Consider the following 23,457-nt stretch of genomic DNA (forward strand, 5'->3'; position numbering starts at 1 on the left):
AAGTCGCCGTGTGGGACGTCTTCCTCAGCTACAGCCGCGGTGATGTGGAGCGGGTCCGTCCGCTCGTCCGTGCGCTACGCGACGGCGGGCTGACGGTGTTCACCGACGAGACCGGCGTCGCCTCCTTCGCCGGCATCAGCGACACCATCCGGCGCGAACTGGGCCGTTCCAAGGCGCTGCTGGCCTACTACTCGGCCGCCTACCCCGAGCGGGAGGCCTGCCAGTGGGAGCTGACGACCGCCTATCTCGCGGGACTCGGGGAGGGCGATCCGCGGCGCCGGGTCATGGTCGTCAATCCGGAGCCCACCACCGGGCACATCCACCCCGTCGAACTCCGCGACGCCCGGCACGCCTCCGCCCACGATCCCGCCGCCCTCGTGGCCGATGTACGCGAACACGTCGCACGGCTGGCCGGGCCCATGGCCCTCCGGGAGCGCGGCGGGCGGGGCCGGTACCGGGCGCCGGAGCCGCACCCGGAGTTCGTCGGCCGGCTGTCCGAACTCTGGCGGGTGCACTCCGCGCTGCACGCCCACGCGGCCCCGCTCACCGTCGGCCGGTCCGCCACCCGCACGGTGCAGATCCGGGGCATGGCCGGCATCGGCAAGACACTCCTCGCCGACGAGTACGCGGTCCGCTTCGAGGCGGCGTACCCCGGCGGTGTGTTCCGGCTGGACGGACGGGACCACGAGGGGTCGTTGCGCGCTTGCGGCCTGGATGGCGGGGCACAGCCGCTCTTCCAGTACTTCGAAAGCGTCGGCGAACCGTTCCTGTGGATCGTCGACGCCGTCGCTCCGGAAAGGACACCCTGGCAGACCGTCGCGGCGATGGCGGCACCGCATCCGCTCGGCCACACCGTCTTCACTCTGCGCAGCCGCGCATACGACGCGCTCGGCACGCCCGTCGACCTGGGGCCGCTCGACGACGTCCACGCGCGCGAACTGGTCGGCGGGGACGGAGCGTTGGCCGAGGCGGTCGGCGGCCACCCGCTCGCCCTGGCGCTGCTCGGCCGTGCCCTGCAGGCCGGGCACCGTGCCCACGATCTGTCCGAGCGGCTGCACGCCCGGGGCGGCTCCCTTCTCGACTCGCTCGCCGGCGACGACGTCACCGCGGCCGTCGTCCACGACGTGGACACCGCCGACGCGGCGGACGCACTGCGCTGTGCGGCGGCCCTGTACCCCCTGCCGGTGACCGCCGAGGACGTGTGCCGGGTGCTGGCCGCCGTCGACCGGGTGCCGCAGGTCGTGGCGGGCCGGCGCGCGGGCAACGGCATCGCGGAACTGCGCACGCGCAGCCTGCTCACTCCGGTCGCCGAGACGGCCCACGGCCATGCCGACGGCGACCGCTGGTCCCTGCACCCCGTGACCCTGCACGCCTGGCACCAGCACGACCCCGCGCCCGCCCGTACCGAAGCCCTGCGGCACGCGGCCCTGCGCACCCTCTGCGGCCACCGCGAGCCGGTTAGGCTGGCCCTACCCGGAAGCCGTAGGGAGGCCCTCGTGTCAGCAGCCCCCAGCGAGTCGGAGCGGATGGCGGCCTTCGACATCCAGGTCGAGCTGGTGACCCGGATCGGCGTGCAGGAACTGGCACCCGGCACCGGCAGCCTGCGCGAGGCACTGTCCTCGCTGAAGTCGCTCATCGACTTCACCCGCGGCACGCTGCACACCTACAGCATCCGCCTGGAGCAGGGCACCGCCGAGGGCGCCGCCACGGTGCAGAGCCTCGCCTACGCCCTGATCAATGACACCATCCGGCCCTTCACCAGCACCTGGCACCCCCGGCTCGCCGCGTACGAGGCCCGCCGCCCCGCCGATGTCGCACCGCTCGACCACGAGCCTGCCTGGCCGGAGGCGGCTCGGATGCGGGCCGATCTCGCCGCGCTGCGCGAGCCGTTGCGGCGCATCGCGGAGGGTCTCGCGGAAATCTCGGGAGCGGACTTCGGGATCGCTGCGGCAGGCTGAGGCCATGCCGCACTCTTCCGATGCCGACTTCCTCAGCCGTACCGCCGACCGCCTCGCCGCGCTCCCCGCCGTCCGGGCCGTCGCCCTCGGCGGCTCCCGGGCCCAGGGCACCCACCGGGACGACAGCGACTGGGACCTGGCCGTCTACTACCGCGGCTCCTTCGACCCCGACGATCTGCGGGCCGTCGGCTGGGCGGGGGAGGTGTCCGAGGTCGGCGCGTGGGGCGGCGGGGTGTTCAACGGCGGGGCGTGGCTGACGGTCGACGGGCGCCGGGTGGATGTGCACTACCGGGACCTGGACGTGGTCGAGCACGAGCTGGCGGAGGCCGAGGAGGGCCGGTTCCGGGTGGAGCCGCTGCTCTTCCATCTCGCCGGCATTCCCAGCTATCTGATCGTGGCCGAACTGGCCGGCAACCAGGTCCTCAGGGGCACCCTGCCCCGCCCCGCGCGCTACCCGGCCAAGCTCCGCGCCACCGCCGCCGAGCGCTGGCACGGCACCGCCCGCGCCACCCTCGGCTATGCCAAGGCCAACCACGCGCCCCACGGCCGCCTCACGGAGACCGCCGGGGCCATCGCCACGGCCGCCGCCCAGGCCGCCCACGGAGTGCTCGCGGCCCGCGGTGAGTGGGTGACGAACGAGAAGCGGCTGCTGGAGCGGGCCGGGCTGCGGGACATGGACACGGTGGTGGGCGCGCTGCGGGCCGAACCCGACGCGCTGCACCGTGCCGTCACGGAAGCCGAGCGCATCATCGGGGAATTGCGTTCATAAAGAACCCTGCCGACCCGGCATCTTTCACCTTCCTGAAACGTGATCGCCCTGTCCCCCCGGCGAACCCGCCCTACCGTGGAGGCACGGTCCACGGCCACTGTCGTCCGACGGCCCACCCCGCCCTCGTACGAACAGGAGCCCCGTGTCCCGGCCCGCCGTACCCCTCTGGCTCGCCCATGCCCTGCGCGCGCAGCGCGGTCCCGTGCCCTGGGGCGCGGTGATCCGGGGCGCGCTCGCCGCCGGACCGCTGCTGTCCGCCGGGTTGCTCGCCGGGCGGACATCCCTGGGCGTGCTCGCCGCCATCGCCGCGATGCTCGCCGGCATCAACGACCGCCCCGGCAGCCGGCGGGCCGCCGTCCAGCGGCTCGGGGTGCCCGCGCTGGCCGGCGCCCTCGGACTGCTCGTGGGCACGTACGCCGGGCAGGGGCTGGCCGCCGTACCGCTCACCCTGGCGCTCACCGGGCTCGGGCTGGTCGCCGGCGGGGTCAGCGCGGTCGGGCCCGTCGCCTCCGCCGCGGGAACCCACCTGCTCGTCGGTGCCGCGCTCGGCGCCGGGATGCCGGCGGCCGAGAGCGGCCTGCTGCGGGCGCTCGCCTTCCTCACCGGCGCCGGGTGGCTGCTCCTGCTGCGGCTCGCCCTGCCCACACCCGGTTCGCTCGCCGGGGACTTCCGGTTCGACGGGGAGCGCGCGGCGGTCGCCGAGGTGTACGACGCCGTCGCCGACCTGGTCGAGGCCGTGGGCGGACCGCGGGCCACCGCGCGGCGGGCCGCGCTCACCGCCGCGCTCGACCACGCCCAGGACGCCCTGGCCGGACCACGGCTGCGCCGGTACGCCGGCTCCGCCGCCGAGCGCCGGCTGCACGCCCAGTACGCGGCCGCCCTGCCCCTCGCGGAGGCCGCCACCGCCCTGTTCTGGGTGGGCGAGCCGGTCTCGGCGCGGGCCGCGGAAGGGCCCCGGCGGCTCGCCGCCGCCGTCCGCGGCAACACCGGCACCGGCCCGCTGCCCGCCCCACACCGGTCGGCGCCCGCCCTGCGCGCCCTCGACGACGCCCTGCTGCGCGCCGCCGAGGCCTTCGACCGGGCGGACGGCCCGCGGCAGCGGCCGCTCACCCGGCACCGGGGCGCCAGGGACGCCCTGCGCGCCGCGTTCGGCACCGGCGGACGCGAGTACGGGCTGCGCGTCGCCCTCTGCTTCGGCGCCAGCGCCGCCATCGCCCAGGCGCTGCACCACACCCGCTGGTACGGCCCGCACCAGCACTGGTACTGGCTGCCCGCCACCGCCGTCTTCCTCGTCAAGCCCGACCTCGGGCCGCTCGTCTCCCGGGTGCTGTGCCGGGCCGCCGGGACGGTGCTGGGTGCCCTTGTGTTCGCCGGGCTCGCCGCGCTGCTGCCCCGGCCCGCGGGGCTGATCGCGCTGGTCGCGGTCTGCGGGGCACTGGTCCCGGTCGCCACCCGGCACTTCGCCGCGCAGACCGCCGTCGTCACCGCCCTCGTCCTCGCCCTGGTCATGGCCGGCGGCGAGCCGCAGGCCTCCGTCAGCCGCATCGGCGAGACCCTGCTGGCCTGCGCGCTCGTGCTGATCGTCGGGCATCTGCCGATGCCGGGCAGGCGCGGCGGCGGGGTACGAGCACGGCTCGCCGTCGCCGGCAGCGCCGCACAGGCCTATCTCACACACGTCCTCGGCGAGTCCGCCGCCCTCGCCGACCCCGACGCTCCCGGTGAGAGCGGTGACCTTGGCACGTCCGGTGGCGTCGGTCGGTCTGGCGCTCTCGGCGTGTCCGGTGGCCTCGGTGAGTCCGGTGTTCTCGGTCGGTCTGGCGCTCTCGGCGAGTCCGGCGGCTTTGGCGGCCTCGGCATGTCCGGCGGCCCCGGCGCTCCCGGTGAGAGTGGTGACCCTGGCGTGTCCGGTGCCGTCGGCCGGTCTGGCGATCTTGGTAAGTGTGGTGGCCTTGGTGAGTCCGGTGTTCTCGGTCGGTCCGGCGTTTTCGGCGAGTCCGGCGGCTTTGGCGGCCTCGGCACGTCCGGCGGCCCCGGCGCTCCCGGCGAGAGTGGTGACCTTGGCGCGTCCGATGTCGTCGGCCGGTCTGGCGATCTTGGTGAGTGCGGTGGCCTTGGTGAGTCCGGTGTTCTCGGCGGCCCCGGCGCTCCCGGTGAGAGCGGTGGCCTCGGCGTGTCCGGTGCTCTCGGTCGGTCTGGCGCTCTCGGCGCGTCCGGTGTCCTCGGTCGGTCCGGTGACCGCGCCGAGCGGTGGGTGCTGCGCCGGGAGGCCTATCGCACCCTCGCCGAGGCCCGTACCGCGATCGCGCTCGCCGCGGCCGAACTGCCCGCCCTCGCCCGGCACACCGCCGGCACGGACGCCGTCGCGGACGTCCTGGAGCGACTTGTCGACACGATCACGGCCTGCGCCGTCCACCTCGATGACACCGGCCGGCTCACCCCTCGGCACCTCGCCCAACTGCGCGAAGCACTATGGGAGTTGGAGACACAGGGGGCCGAGGTGCCGCTGTCCGCCGCCGCATAGCCGTACCGTGGGCCCATGCGTGCCGCTCCCGCCGATCTGGTCATCACCGGCTGCACCGTGCTCGTCCATGACGAGGACGAGCGGATCGGGTTCCGTCCGGACGCGGCGATCGTCGTGCGCGACCGGGTCATCGAGTCCGTGACGACGGCCGCCGAGGTGCGGGATCTGCCGGCCGCGGAGCGGATCGAGGCGCACGGACAGGTCGCCATGCCGGGGCTGATCAACTGCCATACGCACGCGCCGATGGCGGTGCTGCGCGGTCTCGCCGAGGATCTGCCGATCGAGGAGTGGTTCAACGACGTCGTCTGGCCCGTCGAGTCCAACCTCACCGCCGACGACGTGGAATGGGGCGCCCGGCTCGCCTGCGCCGAGATGATTCGGGGCGGGGTGACCTGCTTCGCCGACCACTACTTCCACATGGACAAGGTCGCCGCCGTCGTCGCCGAGTCCGGCCTGCGCGCCCACCTCGGGGAGGCCTACTTCTCCAGCCAGGGCCCCGAAGGGCTGGAGCGCTCGGCGGAGTTCGCCCTGCGCCACCGCGGCGGCGCCGACGGCCGTATCACCACCGCCCTCGCCCCGCACGCCCCCTACACCGTCACCGACCCCGACCTCGCCGCCACCGCCGAACTCGCCCGCGCACACGGCCTGCCCGTCCACCTCCACGCCGCCGAGAACCGCGACCAGACCGACGCCAGCCTCGCCCGGCACGGCCTCACCCCCATCGAGGTCCTGGACCGGACCGGACTGCTCGACACCGACCTGCTCATCGCGCACGGCACCGGCATCATCGAGCGCGACCTCCCGCTGCTGGCCCGTACCGGTGGTCGTACGGCCGTGGCGACCGCGCCCCGCGGCTATCTCAGATTCGCCTGGCCGGCCACCACTCCGGTACGGGCCCTACGCACGGCCGGCGTCCCCGTCGGACTCGCCACCGACGGCGCCGCCTCCAACAACTCCCTCGACGTCTGGGAGTCGATGACGCTCACCGCCCTGATCCAGAAGGCGACCGAAGGCGACCCCCGCTGGCTGACCTCCCGTCAGGCTCTGCACCACGCCACCCTGCAGAGCGCCCGCGCGGTCGGCCTCGGCGGCAGCGTGGGATCCCTCGCGCCCGGCCGGCGCGCCGACCTCATCCTGGTCGACCTCACCGGCCCGCACACCCAGCCCGTCCACGACCTCGCCGCCACCCTCGTGCACAGCGCCCGCGCGTCGGACGTCCGCACCACCGTCGTCGACGGCCGGATCCTGATGCGCGACCGCGAACTGCTCACCCTCGATCTCCCCGCCGTCGTCAGCGAGTTGGGGGCCCGCCTGCCCGCACTGACCGACCGGAGCCATGGGCGGCGCATCCAGGAGTACGACATCTGAGTCCGCGTAGGCTGAAGATCATGGAACTCGCGGACGGCCTCATCGACCACCCCTACGACGTCTACCGGCGCCTGCGCGACACCGCGCCCGTGCAGCGCATCACCGGACCGGACGGTGCCCCCGCCTGGCTCGTCACCCGGTACGAGGACGTCCGGGCCGCGCTCGCCGACCCCCGGCTCTCGCTGGACAAACGGCACGCGTCGGACGGCACCTACAAGGGGTTCGCCCTGCCGCCCGCACTGGACGCCAACCTCCTCAACATGGACCCGCCGGACCACACCCGCATCCGGCGCCTGGTCGGCCGCGCGTTCACCCCGCACCGGGTGCAGCAACTGCGCGAGCCCATCCGCCGTACCGCCGACCGGCTCCTGGACGCGTTCGGCCCGCACGGCACCACCGACCTGGTCGCCGCCTACGCCGCCCCGCTGCCGATCACCGTCATCTGCGACCTGCTCGGCGTGCCGGAGAGTCATCGCCTGGATTTCCGGGTCTGGACGGACGCCCTCGTCGCCCCGGACCCGGCACGGCCCGGAGCCGCCCGGGACGCGGTCGCCGCCATGCTGGGCTTCTTCACCGGTCTCCTCGCCGCCAAGCGCGCCGAGCCCGCCGACGACCTCCTCTCCGACCTGATCGCCGTACGCGACGAGGACGGCGACCGGCTCAGCGAGGACGAGTTGATGTCGCTGACCTTCGTCATCCTCTTCGCCGGTTACGAGAACACGGTCCAGCTCATCGGCAACGCCGTCCTCGGCCTCCTCCAGCACCCGGACCAGCTCGCCGCCCTGCGCAAGGACCCGACCCACATCCCCGCCGCCGTCGAGGAGTTGGCCCGTTACGAGGGTCCCGCGCTGCTCGCCATCCGCCGGTTCCCGCTCGAGGACGTCACGATCGGCGGTGTCACCGTCCCCGCCGGGGAGACGGTCCTGGTGTCCCTGTCCGCCGCCAACCGCGACCCCGCGCGTTTCCCCGCCCCCGACCGCCTCGACCTCTCCCGCGACGCCACCGGGCATCTCGCCCTCGGCCACGGCATCCACTACTGCCTCGGTGCGCCCCTGGCCCGCGCGGAGACGGAGATCGCCCTGGCGGCCCTGCTGGAGCGCTTCCCCGAACTGGCCCTGAGCGACGGTGAGTTGAGGTGGCGTCCGTCCCTGCGGGCGCGCGGACTGCTGGCCCTGCCGGTGCGGTACTGAGCACCGGCCGGCGACATCCGTGCGGAAAACGCGGCATGGAGAAACTGTCCGGAATAAATCTCTGTGCGCGACGATGAGTTCCGTACCCACCGACGGTCACCACTTTCTGACCGACCGTCGACAGGAGGGCCCATGTCGTTCCCGGAGATCGTCTCGCGCGAGCGGTGGCGCGCGGCGCGCGAGGAGTTGCTGCGCAAGGAGGAGGCGGTCAGGCGGGCGCGCGAGACCCTCGGCGCGGAGCGGCGCCGACTGCCCATGGTCGAGGTCGACGCGGAGTACGTCTTCGAGGGCGGCGACGGCAAGGCCACCCTTCTGGACCTCTTCGAGGGGCGTGCCCAGCTCGTCGTCCACCACTTCATGTTCGCGCCGGAGTGGGTGACCGGCTGCCCGTGCTGCTCGGCCTTCCTGGACCAGATAGGCCACCTCGCCCAGCTGCGTGCCCGGAGCACCGCTTTCGCGGCGGTCTCCCGGGCGCCGTTCACCCGGATCCTGCCGTTCAAGGCGCGGATGGGCTGGACGGTGCCCTGGTACTCGTCGTCCGACGGCCACTTCAACCTCGACTTCGAGGCCACCGTGGCCGGCGTGGAGCCGGACGGCGGCCTGACCGAGCGCCCGGGCATCAGCTGCTTCCTGCGCGACCACGACCGGGTCTTCCACACCTACTCGGTGTACGACGACGGGCTCGACGGACTCGGCACCGTCGCCGGCCTGCTCGACCTGACCGCGCTGGGCCGCAGCCCCGTCGGCGAGGGCGGCCGGCTCCGCCTGCACGACGAGTACGACGCCTGACACGACGAGCACGCTCCGGACACGGTGAGTGCGCACTCTGACACGGAGAGAGCGGTTCGTGTCACAAAGTGAACACATTCTCACGGTCCGCGCTGAACGAGTGTAGGTAATGTCTCAGTCCCGTCGCCTAGCGAGCCTTTTCCGTTCTCCGGAGCGTTAACTCCCTTAAGGAAGACGCTTTCTGGAGGTGCGAGATGGTGAACGGGCGAACCGTGCTCGAACGCTTTCCCGCCGGTGGTCCCCGGGGATCCTGGCCCGCCGAGGAGTTCGCGCACGCACGGCGTCAGGAGGGCCTGCCCGCCGAAGTCGTCATGGACCTCGCGACGGACACGTTCCTGGTGATCGTGCGGGGCGGCGACGGCGCGGAGTGAGTCGACTGCCCCCGCCGCGGCGGCTGCTGCCGCGGAGCCGGTTCAGACAGGCTTCGGCGCCGGTACCTTCGCCGTGAACCGCTCTGCCTGGAGCGCGTACGGCTCGGCATGGGCACCGCCCCTGGCCGGCCGGCGCCAGGATCTTCTCGAAGACCTCCAGCTCGGCGCGCGCGTCCAGCGCGGCGGTCGACTCGTCCACGATCAGCACCTGCCCGCGCCGGTACGCGACCCAGGGTGATGCCGAGCCGCTGCCGCTGTTGCGGATCCCGCGAGCAGCTCGACCGGCGTGGGCTTGCCCGATGGAGGCCGCTCTGAGCAGTACGGCCGCGACCGACGAGGCGGCCACGGCGGCCGACGCGGGGCCGCCGAGCGCAGCCGTTGCCCTATGTCCGGGCCGGTCGGCAGGCCGCCGAGCGTGGTGTTCACGGCCGGCAGGCTCCTCGCCTGAGCACCGCCCGGGACTGCCCCGGCGGCCGGCACGATCCGCGCGGCCCGGGCAGCGGCCCGCAGGGCCGCCGGAGACTGGACGCCGGCATGCCGGGCAGCCGGCTCACCATCATGCGGAAGCCCAGCTCCACAGCGGAAGCCCAGCCTCAGATCGGAAGCCCAGCTCCAGAGCGGAAGCAACCCGCAGCCGCCCACGCGTCAGGACTCGGCACCCGAACGGGCGTCACGGCCAGGCCAAGCGCCGCGGAAAGTCCGGCGCCGTCCCGATCACCCGGCACAGCGCCAGATACAGCGGGATCGGCGGGGTGTACGGCACCGTACCCTCCGGGCGGTGGATGAGCCGGGCCGTGTCGGTGACCAGGGCACCGGGGGCGTACTGGGCCGGGGACGGCCAGGGCAGGGCATAGTCGGAGTCCGACGGAACGATCCACCACCAGCGGGCGCCGTCCGTGTACACACAGCCGAGCCGTGGCAGCCGGGGTACGACCAGCGGACCGAGACGGTCGGGCACGGCCACGGCGTCCCAGCCGAGCGGTGCGGTCATGCCGTCCGGCACCGTGAGCCGACGGGGCGCGTCCGGTACGGACCGCCGACGCTGCATCCGCACCAGAGTGTCCAGACCGAGGGACGGCTCGGGACCCTCGGAGTGGGCGTGGTCGCGCCGTCCCGAGCCGGTGAGACCCCGCCGGTCGGAGTCGCCGCTGCCGGTCACGGGCGCTCCCCGCCGCGGCGCTGCTCGGGAGCCCGGTGCAGCAGTTGGTGCGCGGGTCGGTCCGAGGCGCGGTGCCCGTGCGGGTCCGGTGCCCGGTGCCGGTGCCGGTGCGGGTCCGGTGCTCCGTGACCCTGCGGCTCCGGTGCCCCACAGTGGTGCGGTTGATCGGCGGGCTGATGCGGGAGGCGCCCGGAACCCGTGTTCCGGCCCTCCGGCGACTCGTCCTCGTCGGAGTCGTCCGGGCGCCCCGGCTTGGTGCGGGCACCCCAGCCCAGGTCGTTGAACGGACCCGTGACGTCGTGCGTCGTGCCCAGGCCGTCGTACGGGCCAGGGGTGTCGTGCGTCGTGCCCAGGCCGTCGTACAAGCCGGGGGTGTCGTGCGTCGTGCCCAGGTCCTCGTCCGGATCCGCGCCGGCGTCCGCCGCGTCGGCCTGGTGAGCCAGCTCGGCCCAGACCAGCAGTCCGGGGCCGTGTTCCTGGGCGCCCCAGGCCCGGCACAATGCGTCGACGAGGAGCAACCCCCTCCCGTGCTCCTCGTCGGGCCGGGCCGGGGACGGGTGGGGTTCGCCGGGGGCACAGCCCCAGTCGCGTACGGCTATGCGCACGGTGTCGTCGTGGTCGTGCAGCTCGCACACGACACGACTGCTCGCGGTGTGCACGATCGCGTTCGTGACCAGCTCGGAGATGACGAGGGCCGCGCTGTCGCAGGTGTCCGCGCACACCGACCAGCCGCTCAGCCGGGCACGCGTCAGGCGTCTGGCCTGGGCGACGGAACCCGGATGTGCGGCCAGCTCGAAACGGAACCGGCGCCGGGCAGCGCCCCCTTGAGGAGCTGCTCCCGCGGCTGCGCCGAGACCGGGACGGTCTGCGGCGGCGTCTGTTCCTAAGGGCGCGGACGGAATCACGCTTGCCACTATCTCCCCGCCGTGAACACTTGGCAAGTGTCACTCTGAAAAATGCAGAGTGCTGTGTGACTCGGTCAGAGGCCGTGGCACACTGCTTCGCAACAGCACGTCGAGCGGCGCCAATTGGGGTCATCGGAGATCTGTCCCGATCTTCGAATGCATCTTCGAATGGCGCCGTAGGGCTGTCGGCAAGCAATTCGGTGGAACTGTCGGTGGGGGCCGTCGGCAGGACCGTCGGTCCGGCTGTTGGTCCGGCCGTCGGTTTCCGGCCGTCGGTCCGGTCGCCGGTGGAGCGTTCGGTGGAGTTTTCGGTGGAGGTGGCAGCGTGAGCGAACCGCGGTCCGCGCCGACAGTGGGTCAGGTGGTCCTCGGTCGGCGCCTGCTGGACCTGCGGGAACGCGCCGGACTGAAGCGCGAGGAAGCCGCCCGCGTCCTGCATGTCGCTCCCGCCACCGTCCGCCGGATGGAGATGGCCGAGGTCGCCCTCAAGATCCCGTACCTGCAACTGCTGCTCAAGGCCTACGGCGTGCCCGACGACGAGGCCGAACTCTTCGTCCAGCTGGCCGAGGAGGCCAACAAGCCCGGCTGGTGGCAGCGTTTCCACGACATCCTGCCCGGCTGGTTCTCGATGTACGTCAGCCTGGAGGGCGCGGCCGCCCTCATCCGCTCCTACGACCCGCACTTCGTCCCCGGCCTGCTCCAGACCGAGGACTACGCGCGCGCCGTGCTCAAGTCCGGTGCCATCGGCCAGACCAGCCCGGACGACATCGAGCGGCATGTCGCCCTGCGCATGCAGCGCCAGCAACTGCTCACCCGTGAAGACGCCCCGCGCTTCTGGGCGGTGATGGACGAGACGGCCCTGCGCCGCCCGGTCGGCGGCCCGGAGGTGATGCGTGCGCAGATCGACAAGTTGCTCGAGGCCACGAAGCTGCCCCGCGTGACGCTCCAGGTCGCCCCGTACGCGAGCGGGCCGCATCCGGGGACGTACGGGCCGTTCGTGCTGTTCCGATTCGCCATGCCGGAGTTGCCGGACATGGTCTACAGCGAGTACCTGACCGGCGCCGTCTACCTCGACGCGCGCGCCGAGGTGGCCACCCATCTCGAGGTCATGGACCGCATGGCGGCGCAGGCCGCTACGGCACAACGCACGAAGGAGATCCTTCGGGATCTCCGCAAGGAGCTGTGAATGGATCGCATCGAGCCGCGCGGACACGTCTACAACGGCATGCCCGCGCGGGAGCTGGGCAGCGAGGGCTGGCACAAGCCCTGGAGCGGCGGCAACGGCGGAAACTGCCTGGAGGCCATGAAGCTGGCCGACGGCCGGATCGCCGTACGCCAGTCCACCGATCCGGACGGCCCGGCGCTGATCTACACCGCCGACGAGATGACCGCGTTCATCGAGGGTGCCAAGGCGGGGGAGGCCGACTTCCTGCTGTCCTGATCCCGACCGTGTGCGGCTTGCCGCTCAAGTTCCTTCAGCACGCCACGAATTGGCCGGCCACGCGGGGTGTACGGCATTCCTGGCCATCGGCACCGGCATCCCCACCGAGCTGACCCCGCACCAGATCGCTGCATGGTGGCCGTGCTGCGGCAACCCGCGCCCCACGGGGCAGGTGGCTCGCCGCTCACCCGGGGGGCAGCACCCCGCACAGCGCCTCCAGTGCCGCGCCGTAGGCGTGTTCGGCGGCGGCCGCGTATCCCACCACCAGTCCGTCACCCGCCGTCGTCCCCGCCTCCGCCTCCGGATGCCGGAACGCGGCGAGTCCGTCCAGGGCGACGCCGTGCCACCCGGCGGCCTGCACCGTGGACCGCTCGGTACCCGGCGGAAGCCGCAGCACCGCGTGCAGCCCGGCCGCGATGCCCGTGACCTGGACATGCGGCGCGTGCGCGGCGAGCGCGGCGACGAGCCGGTCGCGCCGGTGCCGGTAACGCTGCCGCATGCGCCGCACATGACGGTCGTACGACCCGGAGACGAGGAACTCCGCCAGAGCCAGCTGGTCGAGGACGCTCGTCCAGCCCTCCCGCTCACCCTTCGCCGCGAGCACGGGCGCGACGTAACGCTCCGGCAGCACCATCCAGCCCAGCCGCAGCGCCGGTGACAGGCTCTTGCTGACCGACCCGAGGTGGATCACCCGCTCCGGGTCGAGGCCCTGGAGCGCGCCGACGGGCTTGCGGTCGTACCGGAACTCGCCGTCGTAGTCGTCCTCCAGGACGACCGCCCCACGCGCGCGTGCCCAGCCGATCACGGCCGCCCGGCGCTCCGGGTGCAGCGGGCCGCCGGTCGGGAACTGGTGGGCCGGCGTGAGCAGCACCGCCCGCTCCCGCCCGAGTACGTCCACGCGCGCGCCGTGCTCGTCCAGCGGGAGTGGCATCGTCCGCACCCCGGCCGTGGCGAGCAGCTCCCGGTGGAAGCCCAGCCCGTACGCCTCCACGCCCAGTGGACCGCGCAGCACCCCGTCGCCCGGGCCGCCCTGGCCGAACAGCAGCCGCAGCGCGTGCGCGAAACCCGAGCAGACCACGATCCGGTCCGGGGCGGTCCGCACACCACGCGCGCGTGCCAGATATTCGGTCAGTGCCTCCCGCAACTCTCTGCGCCCGGCCGGATCCCCCGGCCCGAACGCCTCGCTCGGCGCCCCCTGGAGCGCCCGCCGATAGCAGGCCGACCAGGCCGCCCGCGGGAACGCCGAGGTGTCCGGCGTGCCCTGCCGCAGTTCGTGTCGCGGGCCACGCACGCGTGGAGGCGTCTTCACAGGCGTCCGTACCGTGGGTCGCAGCGGCTCCGCCCGGTCGGCGACCCGGGTGCCCGAGCCCTGGCGGGCGGTGAGCCAGCCCTCTGCGACCAGTTCCGCGTAGGCGTCGGCCACGGTGTTGCGGGCCACGCCCAGATCGGCGGCGAGCGACCGGTACGGCGGCAGCCGGGTGCCCGGTGCCAGCCGTCCGCTGCGCACGGCCTCCCGCAGCGACCGGGTCAGCGCCGCCCGCCGACCACCCGGACCCGACAGCTCCAGATGCAGATCGGCACCGATCCGTTCCGGCTCCGCGGAATTGACCCACGATTTCGTCATGGAAGTGCACCCTACAGCCGGTCTATCCGGGCCGTAGGTTGAAGCCATGACGACGCACACGATCACCACAGCAACGGACGTGACCAGCGCGATTGCCGCCGCCGAGGCCGCCCGCACCCGGCTGGACTTCGCGAGGTCCGCGCCGAAGGTCTTCCGCGCCATCATCGGCTTCGACGCCGCCGCCCGTCAGGGCCTCGACCCGGCGCTGGCCGAACTGATCCAGATCCGCTCCTCGCACCTCAACCACTGCGCCTACTGCCTGCACATGCACACCAACGACGCCCGCAAGGCCGGCGAGAGCGAGGACCGGCTGCACATGGTCGCCGTCTGGCGCGAGGCCCGGCACTTCTTCACCCCGAAGGAACAGGCCGCCCTGGCACTCACGGAGGCGCTGACCCTCGTCGCCGACTCGGGTGTACCCGACACCGTCTACGCCGAGGCCGCCGCCCACTTCGACGAGCAGGAACTGGCCCACGTCGTCGCCCTGATCTGCGCGATCAACACATGGAACCGGGTGGCCCTGGTGACGGGAAAGGTGGCGGGCACGGACGAGAGGAACGACTGACCCGAGCACGGACCGGCGCCGATCACCACGACCGATCACCGCGCCGAAGCGGCTGCAGGAAGCCGTCGGCCACACCTACACCCTCATCGGCCGATCCCTCGGAGAGACCGGCGCCGGCAGCCGTGAACTCCCGGTCAGATACCGGTCGACAGCCGCTGCCACCGCCCGCCCCTCCGCGATCGCCCAGACGATCAGCGACTGCCCACGCGCCGCGTCCCCGGCGGCGAACACCCCGGGGACGTTGGTCGCGAAGCCGTCGTCCCGCGCGAGCGTGCCGCGCGGGGCGAGCTGCAGCCCCAACTGCCCGATCAGTCCGTCCTCTTGGTCCGGCCCGCTGAACCCGAGGGCGAGCAGCACGAGATCCGCGGGCAGCGTCCGCCCGGTGCCCGGCAGCGGGCGGCGCAACTCGTCGACCTCCACCAGATGCAGCGACCGCACCCGCCCGCTCTCGTCCCCGGTGAAGCGCAGCGTGGACGCCGCGAACAGCCGCGCGTCCGCGTCCGCCGCCGGCGCCGTACGCAGGTCCCGGGCCTCCTCGTGCGCGGCCGACAGCCGGTAGATCTTCGGGTACGTCGGCCACGGCTCGATGTCCTCGTCGCGCTCGGCACCCGGCTGCGCGTAGATGTCCAGCTGGGTCACGGACGCGGCCCCCTCGCGCACCGCCGTCCCCAGACAGTCCGCCCCGGTGTCCCCGCCCCCCACGATCACCACGTGCTTGCCGGCCGCCGACAGCGGTGACACCTCCAGATCCCCCTCACACACCCGGTTCGCCAGCGGCAGATACTCCATCGCCTGGTGTATCCCGTTCAACTCCCGCCCCGGCACGGAAAGTTCCCGCCACGCCGTCGCCCCCGTGGCGATCACCACCGCGTCGTACCGTCCCCGCAGCTCCACCGCGCCGACATCCCGCCCGACCGTGGTCGACGTACGGAACTTCGTGCCCTCGGCCCGCATCTGCTCGATCCGCCGCTCCAGATGCTGCTTCTCCATCTTGAACTCGGGGATCCCGTACCGCATCAGCCCGCCGATCCGGTCGTCCTTCTCGTACACGGCGACCGTGTGCCCGGCCCGCGTGAGCTGCTGCGCCGCGGCGAGCCCGGTGGGCCCGGAGCCGATGACGGCGACGGTCATCCCCGACAGCCGTTCCGGCGGCCGCGCCGGGACGAAGCCCTCCGCCCAGGCGCGGTCGGCGATCGCGCACTCGACGTTCTTGATGGTGACGGCCGGCTGATTGATCGCGAGTACACATCCCGCCTCGCACGGTGCCGGACACAACCGCCCGGTGAACTCGGGGAAGTTGTTGGTCGCGTGCAGCCGGTTGCTCGCCGCCCGCCAGTCCTCGCGCGAGACCAGGTCGTTCCACTCCGGGATCAGATTGCCCAGCGGGCAGGCGTCGTGGCAGAACGGGATCCCGCAGTCCATGCACCGGTCGGCCTGCTTGCTGATGATGGGCAGCAGCGCTCCGGGGACGTACACCTCGTCCCAGTCCCGCACCCGCTCCTCGACGGGCCGCCGCGGCCACTCCTGGCGCGGCGTGGTCATGAACCCCTTGGGATCGGCCATGGTCGACTTCCTCGCGTACGGGTACCACGGGGGTACCGGCTGTACGACGGGCCGTACATCATCGGGCGGCAGCCTCCGAGAACACCGAGAGCCTCCGAGACATCGAGAGCCGGCGAGAGCCCCCGAGAACGTGGAGATCTTTCGAGAACGTCGAGCGGCTGCCTTCGGCACTCTTTCGGCCACGATACGTCCGCCCCGGCGACCGCGCAGAGCGGCGGACAGCCCTTCTGGTGATGGGGTTGCGCGGACGGGGCTGCGCCGATGAGGTGGAGTTCAAGCTTCCCCTCTCCCGGCCACACCATGAACGTCACCACCGTGATCATCGCGCTCAGCACCGCCGTGCCGGTGAACACCGTCATGAAGGCAGGCCACACCGTGGCGACATTGATCGCGTTCATCACCGCGACGCCCTGCGCGGGCGGCAGCGCGGCGAGGCCCCGCACCACGAGGATCGAGAACGCGCAGAAGACCCCGGCCATCAGCCCGGTGCCGAGAATCCCCACCACGATCAGCACGAAGAACGGCCCGCCGATCATCTCCACGCCCCATCTCGTCTCGCCCCTCCCTCTCACTGCTCTCAGCCCGCGTCCGCCCCGGCGTCCTGCCAGGCCCGCAGCACGCTCTCCACGGCCGGAGCGATCCGGCGCCGTGCCTCGTACCGTGACACCCCTATCATCAGCAGCTCGTCGTACGGTGTGTCCACATGCCGTACGGCCGCCACGACCGCCGAGATCACCGCCCCCTCCGACAGTGCCCGCCCGGCCGCGCTGCGCCCGACCCGCCCACTGCCCCGCGCGGAGGCGTGCGCCGCGACGGCCCGCGCCCGGTCGGCCGGGCAGCCCGGAAACAACCGCAGGATCTCGGCCGCGAACGCCGCCGCGAACCGCTCGTCCTCCGCCCCCCGACGCCGCGCGTCCCGCGCCCGTCGCCGGCGCCGCGCCTCCGCGTCCGCGAGGCACCGGGCCTCGGCCCGGGCGAGCGCCGCTTCCTCCACGAGCACGCCCTGCCGTTCGTAGCGGCTCTTGCGCCGGTTGAACCGCACCACCACGACCGACAGCCCGCTCTCCTCCCTGGACCTGCGGGTCAGCGCGATGTCCCCGCGCGGCAGGAACACCAGGTGTCCCAGGTCTGCACAGTGCAGACAGCGCGGCGCCCCGTCCTCCAGCACGAGCAGAGACAACGGCCCGCGCCGGCAAGTGGCACACCGCTTGGGCTTCAGCGCCTGGATGACGACAAGTCGACCGGGAGAGTGGGGAGTTGAAGGAAGCGCCATACGCGGTACTTTCCCCGCTACCACCCGAGCCTCCCACGCCTTGCCTACTCCTTCATCTCCTCCTCCCGTATGCCGTTCTCCCGCCTGCTCTGCAAGCCGAACCCCGACCTCCTCGTATCCGACCTCCGTGCACGGTGCCGCACCGAAGCCTGCATCTCGTCCGCCTCAGCCACCGCGAGGCCGGCGTACGACAGCCAAGGCTCACCACCGCGCCCACCGCGACCACCCCCTTCATCGCTCCCGTCGCTCTCGTCCCTCTCGACACCGGGCAGCCAGTCCCCGCCGACGCGGTAACGCCCGCCCCGTCTGCGGCCCGGCCGCACCCCCCGGCCCAGCAGGCACTGTCACCTCGCCTTCCCGCCACCCGGCATCATGGGCCCTGTGCGACTCGAAGCGATCACCTGGGACCGGCTCGCCGAGCTGCTCGCCGACCGGTTGGCCGGGGTGGAGGCGGCCGACGGAGGGGCCTGGCCGCGCGTCGGCTTCGACGGGGCTCCGGCCGCCCGGCCCGGCGACCTCGCCGAGCGCGTGGGGGAGGCGCTGCGGGTGCGCGGTCGGCCCTCGCTCGTGGTCGGCACCGAGGGCTTCCTGCGTCCCGCCTCACTGCGCCTGGAGCACGGGCGGCGGGACGCGGAGTCGTACTACGGCGGATGGTTCGACATCGGCGCCCTGTGGCGCGAGGTCTTCGGCCCTCTGGATCCCGGCGGCAGCGGGCGCGTCCTGCCCGACCTGTGGGATCCGGTCACCGACCGGGCCACCCGCAGCCCCTATGTCCAACTCCCGCCCGGCGGGGTGCTGTTGCTCCACGGCCCTCTTCTGTTGCGCCACTGGTTCCCCTTCGACCTGACCGTGCACCTCCTCCTCTCCCCGGGCGCACTGCGCCGCCGTACCCCGGAGCCCGACCAGTGGACGCTCCCCGCCTTCGAGCGCTACGAGACCGAGACCGACCCCGCCGGCCTGGCCGACGTCCTGGTACGCGCCGACGACCCGCGCCATCCCGCCTGGAGCGGCTGAGCCGCACGGACCGGCCCATCGGCCCCCGTGGCTCAGAGCCAGCCGTTGCGCCGGAAGCCCCGGTACAGCACCAGACACGCTCCCGCCATCACGGCCATGACCAGCGGATAGCCGAACCGCCAGTGAAGCTCCGGCATGTTGTCGAAATTCATGCCGTACACCCCGCACACCATCGTCGGCACGGCGATCACGGCGGCCCAGGCCGTGATCTTCCGCATGTCCTCGTTCTGCGCGACGGTCACCTGCGCGAGATGGGCCTGCAGGATCGAGTTGAGCAGTTCGTCGAACGCGGCGATCTGTTCCTTGGCCCGGATCAGATGGTCGAGCACGTCCCGGAAATAGGCCTGTATCTCCGGTGCGACGACTCGTATGGGACGGGTGGCCAGGTCCTCCACCGGGCGGCCCAGCGGCACCACCGCCCGCTTCAGCTCCAGCAGTTCACGCTTCATCTGGTAGATGCGGCCGGGGTCGAGCCGTGCGCCGTTCTCCGAGAACACCTCCGTCTCGACCTGGTCGATGTCGGCCTGCACCGCGTCCGTGACGTTCAGATAGTCGTCGACGACATGGTCGGCGATCGCGTGCAGCACCGCCGCCGGGCCCTTCGAGAGCTGATACGGATGTGCCTCCAGCTCCTCGCGCAGGGGGCCCAGTGAACCATGCCGGCCGTGCCGGACCGTGATGACGAAATCCTCGCCGACGAACACCATGATCTCGCCGGTGTTCACGACCTCGCTGGTCGCCGTCAGCTTTTCGTGCTCCACGTAGCAGACGGTCTTGAACACCGCGAAGAGCGTGTCCCCGTAGTGCTCCAGCTTCGGGCGCTGATGGGCCTCGACCGCGTCCTCCACCGCCAGCGGATGCAGGTCGAACAGCTCGGCGATGCCCGCGAACTCACGATCCGTCGGCTCATGCAGCCCCAGCCAGACGAACCCTTCGCCGGTCTTGCGCACCATCCGCACTGCGTCCACCAGGTCCGTGCACTGCGGCACGCGAACACCGTCCTGATACGTCACACAGTTGACCACCGACGAGCCCAGCGGTGACCTGGCGGGATGGCTCAGGTCCACGCGCGGCTGCCGCCGGGCCAGCCGCGCCACCTTGCGCAGGCCGCCGACCCTGCCCAGTCCCGTGACCTTCCGCAGATTCCCCGCCATGGACATCTGGATCTCCTCGCTTGGATCTCCGCGTGCAACACTTCCGTGCCTTGTCCGGCAAGTCTGCCAGCCGAGAGCAAAGCGTGGGTAAGCCTGTGGGAATAGGACGTTCCGCTTGGTTCCGGCCTGTGGATGGACGGACGGATGGGCGCCAGCCTCGAGAGGAATCGGTTCCTGCCTGCGGACGGACCGGTTCCCGACCCTGGACGGACCGGTTCCCGACCCTGGACGGATCGGTTCCCGACCTTCGACGGATCGCTTCTCGCCCTGGACGCTTCGGTCCCCGCCCTGGACGGGGCGTCCCCCGATCCGGACAAGCCGGGCGACTGGGATGATCGCGGTATGACGCGATCCGACGGATACCTCCTGGACAACCAGCAGAGCGAGGCGGGACAGCGCTTCGACGCCTTCGCCACCCTCTTCGATCCCACGACCTTCCGGCACATCGAGGCGCTCGGCATCGGGCCCGGTCGGCGCTGCTGGGAGGTTGGGGCCGGTGGTACCTCCGTGGTGTCCTGGCTGGCCGAGAAGGTGGGCCCCACCGGCAATGTCGTCGCGACCGACATCGACACCTCGCAGATCACGGGCGCCGCCCGTCCGCCGCTGGAGGTCCGCGTCCACGACGTGGGCGCCGAGGAACCGCCGGGTGAGGGCTTCGACCTGGTCCATGCCCGGCTCGTCCTCGTCCATGTCCCGGACCGGGCAAGGGCGTTGCGGTCCATGATCCAGGCCCTGCGGCCCGGCGGCTGGCTGTTGGTCGAGGACGCCGATCCCGCCCTCCAGCCCCTGCTCTGCCCCGACGAGTACGGCCCCGAGCAGCAGCTGGCCAACCGGTTGCGCCAGGGCTTTCGCAAGCTGCTCGCCGAACGTGGCGCCGATCTTTCGTACGGCCGCAAACTCCCGCGTCTGCTGCGCGAGGCCGGCCTGAGCGGGGTGGAGGCGGATGCGTTCTTCCCGGTGACGTCGCCTGCCTGCACCGCCCTGGAAGCCGCGACGGTCCGTCAGATCCGGGACCGGCTCGTCACCGCCGGACTCGCCACCGACGAGGACATCGACCGGCACCTGGCCAACGTCGAGGGCGGCGCCATGGACCTGGCCACCGCACCGATGATCTCGGTGTGGGGGAGGAAGGCCTAGGCGCCTGCCAGCCGGGGCGGGCGCCCGTGCTGCGTGAATTCAACTGCTCCGCCTCGGCGTTCGCGCTGCCGGACGCGGGCAAGCCCCAGCTGCCTGCCTGCCTGCCTGCCTGCCCGCCTGCCCGCTCGTGTCCGGTCGGTGACGGCCACCGGCTAGTCGGCGCTCCCCGGACGCGGTGGCCTGCTGTCCACCGCTTGTGGGCACGGTGGTCCGTCACCGACCGGATGCGGACACGGTGGTCCGTCACCCACCGGTTGCCGACACGGCGGTCTGCCGCCCACCCGTCGTACGGCCTCCGCGCCTGCCCGGCAACCCCGTGCCGCCGCCTCCTCGGGGTCCGCGCCCGCGAGCAGGGCGGCGAGGAACGCGCCGGTGAAGGCGTCCCCGGCGCCCGTGGTGTCCCGAGGGACCGCCGGGGTCGCCGGCACCTTGACCGGTGTGCTGCCGGAGCGAGCCACCAGGGCACCGTCCGCGCCCGTCTTGGCCACGACCAGCGGAACGAGGCGGCTCAGCTTGGCCGCCGCGTCCGCCGGATCCGGCAGCCCGGTCAGCAGACACGCCTCGTCCCGGCTGGGCAGCAACACATCCAGCTTCTCCGCGAACGCCAGAAAGCGATCCACGCCCAGCCGCACGAGGAAGCCCGACGACGCCGGATCCAGGCTGACCGGCACGCCACGCGCGCGTGCCGCCGCGAGCGCTGTCTCGGCCAGCTCCCGGCTCGGCTCCGTGAACAGCAGGTAGCCCGACAGATGCAGCCGGGCCACGCCGTCGAGCAACGCGTCCGACCAGTCCGCGGGTTCGAGCTGCAACGATGCCCCGCTGTCCGTGAGGAACGTGCGCTCCGCCGCCGCACCCGTGTCGACGAGGCAGATCACCGTCCCGGTCGCCGCCGTCGGATCGACCACCAGCCGAGGCCGCACCCCGGCCGCGACCAGCTCACGCTCGTGCCAAGCGGCCGCGTCCGCGCCCACCCGTCCGAGCAGCCGTACGTCCGCACAGCCCGTGTGCGCCGCCCAGCAGGCCACGTTCGCGCCCGCGCCGCCCGGCAGCGTCCGGATCGCGGCGGCTGTGTCGGTGCCAACCGTGAGCGGCCCCTGGTGCCGGGCGACCACATCCGTGACCACGTCACCGACGACCAGCAGGGCCCCGCTCCGGCCCGTGGTCACCTGCCGGTCCACGCCGTGGCGATCCGCGCCGCCAGCCGTACGTTGCCGCGCACGGCCGCCAGATTCGCGCTCAGGGAGGCACCGTCGGTGTGCCGGACCAGGTAGTCCAGCAGGAACGGGGTCACCGCCTGCCCGGTGATGCCCTGCTCCGCGCAGGCGCGCAGCGCGTCGGCGAGCACGCGCGCGTGCAGCGCGGGATCGAGCTGGTCCGCCTCGGGGACGGGATGGGCGACGATCAGGGCCGACTCCGGCGCGTCGAGCGCGTCCTGGGCCCGCATGACGTCCGCGACCTGACCCGGGGAGTCCAGCCTCCAGTCGACCGGATGCCCCGAATCCGACAGATAGAAGCCGGGGAACCGGTCCGTGCCGTACCCGGCGACGGCCACGCCCAGGGTCTCCAGCCGCTGCAGGGTCGCCGGCACGTCCAGGATCGACTTCACACCCGCACAGACCACGGTGATCCGGGTCCGGGCCAGCAGACCCAGGTCGGCCGACTCGTCCTGGGTCACCGTCCACTCCCGGTGCACACCGCCCAGCCCGCCGGTCGCGAACACCCGGATGCCCGCGAGCGCGGCCAGCTGCGCCGTCGCCGACACCGTGGTCGCCCCGCTCACGCCGGCCGCCACGGCGAGCGGCAGATCGCGATGGCCCAGCTTGCGGATGCCGTCCTCGTTCGCGATCCGCTCCAGCTGCTGCTTGTCCAGGCCGACGTGAGGGCGGCCGTCGAGCACGGCGATGGTCGCCGGTACGGCGCCCTCCCGCCGCACGGCGTCCTCCAGCTCCAGCGCCACCTGCAGGTTGCGCGGACGGGGAAGACCGTGCGCGATGATCGTGGACTCCAGGGCCACCACCGGCCGCCGCGCGTCGATCGATTCCCGGACCTCTTCCGACACCACCAGCACCACGCATCGCCTCCTGTCCGTCGGCTTTTCCTCATCTCTGGCGGGCCCCGGCGGCCGCTAAACGCTTGCGGCCTGTGGGGGACGCCACCAGCCTGGGCCGCATGACGAAGAACAGCATGCGTCTCGACCACGTCGTCCTGTGGGTGGCCGATCCGCTCGCCGCGGCCCGCTTCTACCAGGAGGTCGTCGGCCTGGAGCCCGTGCGGGCCGCAGAATTCGCTGAGGGGACGGTCGCGTTCCCGTCCGTGCGCGTCAATGACGAGACCATCCTGGACCTCGCCCCGCTCGCCTTCACGGACCGCATGAACATGCTGCCCGGTGCGGCCAACAGTGCCGGCCACCCGGTCAACCACGTCTGCCTGTCCCTGCCCGCCGACGCCTTCGACGCCCTGCGCACCCGGCTGGAGGAGCACGGCGTACCCCTGAGCGACATCGGCCACGACTCGTTCGGCGCCCGCGGCAAGGCCCCGCGCAACTTCTACTTCCGGGACCCCGACGGCAACGTCTTCGAGGCCCGGCACTACGACGAGTAGCCGCGCCCCATCGGAGACGAGTGCCCGCGCTCCGTCAGAGACGAGTGGCCGCGCC

The 23,457-nt window shown here is 72.7% G+C and carries 22 protein-coding genes and 1 pseudogene; 13 read left to right on the forward strand and 10 right to left on the reverse strand.

Translation table 11 applies throughout. The features are described 5' to 3' along the window. Positions 1 to 8: 8 nt before the first annotated feature. From AB5L52_RS32595 to AB5L52_RS32625, 7 genes are all read left to right on the forward strand, one after another. A complete protein-coding gene (locus tag AB5L52_RS32595) occupies positions 9 to 1,958 on the forward strand; it encodes a TIR domain-containing protein (RefSeq protein ID WP_369367404.1) in 1,950 nt (649 codons plus the stop codon). A gap of 4 nt (positions 1,959 to 1,962) precedes the next feature. Beyond that, entirely contained in the window at positions 1,963 to 2,727 is a 765-nt protein-coding gene (locus AB5L52_RS32600) for a nucleotidyltransferase domain-containing protein (RefSeq protein WP_369367405.1), read from the forward strand. Positions 2,728 to 2,869: 142 nt separating this feature from the next. Continuing rightward, entirely contained in the window at positions 2,870 to 5,248 is a 2,379-nt protein-coding gene (locus AB5L52_RS32605) for an FUSC family protein (RefSeq protein ID WP_369367406.1), read from the forward strand. Between the two features lie 15 nt (positions 5,249 to 5,263). Beyond that, a complete protein-coding gene (locus AB5L52_RS32610) occupies positions 5,264 to 6,616 on the forward strand; it encodes an amidohydrolase (RefSeq protein ID WP_369367407.1) in 1,353 nt (450 codons plus the stop codon). Between the two features lie 20 nt (positions 6,617 to 6,636). Next, positions 6,637 to 7,806 carry a cytochrome P450 gene (locus AB5L52_RS32615; protein WP_351017707.1) on the forward strand — a complete coding sequence of 390 codons (1,170 nt, stop codon included), beginning with the start codon at positions 6,637 to 6,639 and terminating at the stop codon, positions 7,804 to 7,806. A 132-nt stretch (positions 7,807 to 7,938) separates the two neighbouring features. Beyond that, the gene (locus AB5L52_RS32620; RefSeq protein ID WP_351017704.1) at positions 7,939 to 8,595 is read left to right on the forward strand and encodes a DUF899 domain-containing protein; all 657 of its coding nucleotides are present in this window, start codon (positions 7,939 to 7,941) and stop codon (positions 8,593 to 8,595) included. 194 nt (positions 8,596 to 8,789) lie between these two features. Further along, positions 8,790 to 8,966: a hypothetical protein gene (locus AB5L52_RS32625; RefSeq protein ID WP_351017701.1), complete on the forward strand. Its 177-nt coding sequence runs from the start codon at positions 8,790 to 8,792 to the stop codon at positions 8,964 to 8,966. A gap of 42 nt (positions 8,967 to 9,008) precedes the next feature. Here the strand turns inward: AB5L52_RS32625 and AB5L52_RS32630 are convergent. From AB5L52_RS32630 to AB5L52_RS32640, 3 genes and pseudogenes are all read right to left on the reverse strand, one after another. Then, positions 9,009 to 9,192, reverse strand: a pseudogene (locus AB5L52_RS32630) (hypothetical protein); the annotation flags it as partial. A gap of 444 nt (positions 9,193 to 9,636) precedes the next feature. Continuing rightward, complete coding sequence (locus AB5L52_RS32635; RefSeq protein ID WP_351018416.1) at positions 9,637 to 10,014, reverse strand: hypothetical protein; 378 nt, start codon at positions 10,012 to 10,014, stop codon at positions 9,637 to 9,639. Positions 10,015 to 10,121: 107 nt separating this feature from the next. Continuing rightward, positions 10,122 to 11,039 (reverse strand): ATP-binding protein, encoded by a 918-nt coding sequence (locus AB5L52_RS32640; RefSeq protein WP_369367408.1) that lies wholly within the window; start codon positions 11,037 to 11,039, stop codon positions 10,122 to 10,124. Between the two features lie 316 nt (positions 11,040 to 11,355). Between AB5L52_RS32640 and AB5L52_RS32645 the strand changes: the two genes are divergently transcribed. After that, positions 11,356 to 12,216 carry a helix-turn-helix transcriptional regulator gene (locus AB5L52_RS32645; protein WP_351017695.1) on the forward strand — a complete coding sequence of 287 codons (861 nt, stop codon included), beginning with the start codon at positions 11,356 to 11,358 and terminating at the stop codon, positions 12,214 to 12,216. After that, positions 12,217 to 12,471: a DUF397 domain-containing protein gene (locus tag AB5L52_RS32650; protein ID WP_023551555.1), complete on the forward strand. Its 255-nt coding sequence runs from the start codon at positions 12,217 to 12,219 to the stop codon at positions 12,469 to 12,471. A 184-nt stretch (positions 12,472 to 12,655) separates the two neighbouring features. Here the strand turns inward: AB5L52_RS32650 and AB5L52_RS32655 are convergent, their stop codons facing one another. Next, a complete protein-coding gene (locus AB5L52_RS32655; protein ID WP_369367409.1) occupies positions 12,656 to 14,095 on the reverse strand; it encodes a PLP-dependent aminotransferase family protein in 1,440 nt (479 codons plus the stop codon). A gap of 46 nt (positions 14,096 to 14,141) precedes the next feature. Between AB5L52_RS32655 and AB5L52_RS32660 the strand changes: the two genes are divergently transcribed. Further along, positions 14,142 to 14,660, forward strand: a complete 519-nt coding sequence (locus AB5L52_RS32660) for a carboxymuconolactone decarboxylase family protein (protein WP_369367410.1) — start codon at positions 14,142 to 14,144, stop codon at positions 14,658 to 14,660. Between the two features lie 75 nt (positions 14,661 to 14,735). Here the strand turns inward: AB5L52_RS32660 and AB5L52_RS32665 are convergent, their stop codons facing one another. From AB5L52_RS32665 to AB5L52_RS32675, 3 genes are read right to left on the reverse strand one after another with little or no spacing between them, the layout of a single operon-like run. Next, the gene (locus AB5L52_RS32665) at positions 14,736 to 16,223 is read right to left on the reverse strand and encodes a glutamate synthase subunit beta (protein ID WP_369367411.1); all 1,488 of its coding nucleotides are present in this window, start codon (positions 16,221 to 16,223) and stop codon (positions 14,736 to 14,738) included. After that, entirely contained in the window at positions 16,199 to 16,759 is a 561-nt protein-coding gene (locus AB5L52_RS32670) for a hypothetical protein (protein WP_369369011.1), read from the reverse strand. Before AB5L52_RS32670 ends, AB5L52_RS32665 begins: the two co-directional genes overlap by 25 nt. A gap of 41 nt (positions 16,760 to 16,800) precedes the next feature. Next, positions 16,801 to 17,496, reverse strand: a complete 696-nt coding sequence (locus tag AB5L52_RS32675) for a DUF2293 domain-containing protein (protein ID WP_369367412.1) — start codon at positions 17,494 to 17,496, stop codon at positions 16,801 to 16,803. A 381-nt stretch (positions 17,497 to 17,877) separates the two neighbouring features. On the opposite strand from AB5L52_RS32675, the gene AB5L52_RS32680 reads away from it, so the two are divergent. Further along, positions 17,878 to 18,510: a uridine kinase gene (locus AB5L52_RS32680; protein WP_369367413.1), complete on the forward strand. Its 633-nt coding sequence runs from the start codon at positions 17,878 to 17,880 to the stop codon at positions 18,508 to 18,510. Between the two features lie 32 nt (positions 18,511 to 18,542). On the opposite strand, the gene corA is transcribed toward AB5L52_RS32680, so the two are convergent. After that, positions 18,543 to 19,670, reverse strand: coding sequence for a magnesium/cobalt transporter CorA (corA, locus tag AB5L52_RS32685; RefSeq protein ID WP_351017680.1), 1,128 nt, complete (start codon positions 19,668 to 19,670; stop codon positions 18,543 to 18,545). A 336-nt stretch (positions 19,671 to 20,006) separates the two neighbouring features. Between corA and AB5L52_RS32690 the strand changes: the two genes are divergently transcribed. Beyond that, positions 20,007 to 20,801, forward strand: coding sequence for a methyltransferase domain-containing protein (locus AB5L52_RS32690; RefSeq protein ID WP_369367414.1), 795 nt, complete (start codon positions 20,007 to 20,009; stop codon positions 20,799 to 20,801). Positions 20,802 to 20,953: 152 nt separating this feature from the next. On the opposite strand, the gene AB5L52_RS32695 is transcribed toward AB5L52_RS32690, so the two are convergent. Both AB5L52_RS32695 and AB5L52_RS32700 read right to left on the reverse strand, forming a co-directional pair. Beyond that, on the reverse strand, positions 20,954 to 21,967 hold the full coding sequence (locus AB5L52_RS32695) for a carbohydrate kinase family protein (protein ID WP_369367415.1): 1,014 nt from the start codon (positions 21,965 to 21,967) through the stop codon (positions 20,954 to 20,956). Then, complete coding sequence (locus AB5L52_RS32700) at positions 21,964 to 22,872, reverse strand: pseudouridine-5'-phosphate glycosidase (protein ID WP_351568063.1); 909 nt, start codon at positions 22,870 to 22,872, stop codon at positions 21,964 to 21,966. Before AB5L52_RS32700 ends, AB5L52_RS32695 begins: the two co-directional genes overlap by 4 nt. Positions 22,873 to 22,970: 98 nt before the next feature. On the opposite strand from AB5L52_RS32700, the gene AB5L52_RS32705 reads away from it, so the two are divergent. Continuing rightward, a complete protein-coding gene (locus AB5L52_RS32705; protein WP_351568066.1) occupies positions 22,971 to 23,402 on the forward strand; it encodes a VOC family protein in 432 nt (143 codons plus the stop codon). Positions 23,403 to 23,457 lie beyond the last annotated feature (55 nt).

Origin of the sequence: Streptomyces sp. CG4 (genome assembly GCF_041080655.1) — a bacterium.
Taxonomy (GTDB): Bacteria; Actinomycetota; Actinomycetes; order Streptomycetales; family Streptomycetaceae; genus Streptomyces.

Bases quoted from the DNA above. Each gene is read 5' to 3' on its own strand.
- AB5L52_RS32600 (WP_369367405.1), top strand. From the start codon at position 1,963: ATGCCGCACTCTTCCGATGCCGACTTCCTCAGCCGTACCGCCGACCGC.
- AB5L52_RS32610 (WP_369367407.1), top strand. From the start codon at position 5,264: ATGCGTGCCGCTCCCGCCGATCTGGTCATCACCGGCTGCACCGTGCTC.
- AB5L52_RS32615 (WP_351017707.1), top strand. From the start codon at position 6,637: ATGGAACTCGCGGACGGCCTCATCGACCACCCCTACGACGTCTACCGG.
- AB5L52_RS32620 (WP_351017704.1), top strand. From the start codon at position 7,939: ATGTCGTTCCCGGAGATCGTCTCGCGCGAGCGGTGGCGCGCGGCGCGC.
- AB5L52_RS32625 (WP_351017701.1), top strand. From the start codon at position 8,790: ATGGTGAACGGGCGAACCGTGCTCGAACGCTTTCCCGCCGGTGGTCCC.
- AB5L52_RS32635 (WP_351018416.1), bottom strand. From the start codon at position 10,014: ATGCAGCGTCGGCGGTCCGTACCGGACGCGCCCCGTCGGCTCACGGTG.
- AB5L52_RS32650 (WP_023551555.1), top strand. From the start codon at position 12,217: ATGGATCGCATCGAGCCGCGCGGACACGTCTACAACGGCATGCCCGCG.
- AB5L52_RS32655 (WP_369367409.1), bottom strand. From the start codon at position 14,095: ATGACGAAATCGTGGGTCAATTCCGCGGAGCCGGAACGGATCGGTGCC.
- AB5L52_RS32660 (WP_369367410.1), top strand. From the start codon at position 14,142: ATGACGACGCACACGATCACCACAGCAACGGACGTGACCAGCGCGATT.
- AB5L52_RS32665 (WP_369367411.1), bottom strand. From the start codon at position 16,223: ATGGCCGATCCCAAGGGGTTCATGACCACGCCGCGCCAGGAGTGGCCG.
- AB5L52_RS32670 (WP_369369011.1), bottom strand. From the start codon at position 16,759: ATGATCGGCGGGCCGTTCTTCGTGCTGATCGTGGTGGGGATTCTCGGC.
- AB5L52_RS32675 (WP_369367412.1), bottom strand. From the start codon at position 17,496: ATGGCGCTTCCTTCAACTCCCCACTCTCCCGGTCGACTTGTCGTCATC.
- corA (WP_351017680.1), bottom strand. From the start codon at position 19,670: ATGTCCATGGCGGGGAATCTGCGGAAGGTCACGGGACTGGGCAGGGTC.
- AB5L52_RS32690 (WP_369367414.1), top strand. From the start codon at position 20,007: ATGACGCGATCCGACGGATACCTCCTGGACAACCAGCAGAGCGAGGCG.
- AB5L52_RS32705 (WP_351568066.1), top strand. From the start codon at position 22,971: ATGACGAAGAACAGCATGCGTCTCGACCACGTCGTCCTGTGGGTGGCC.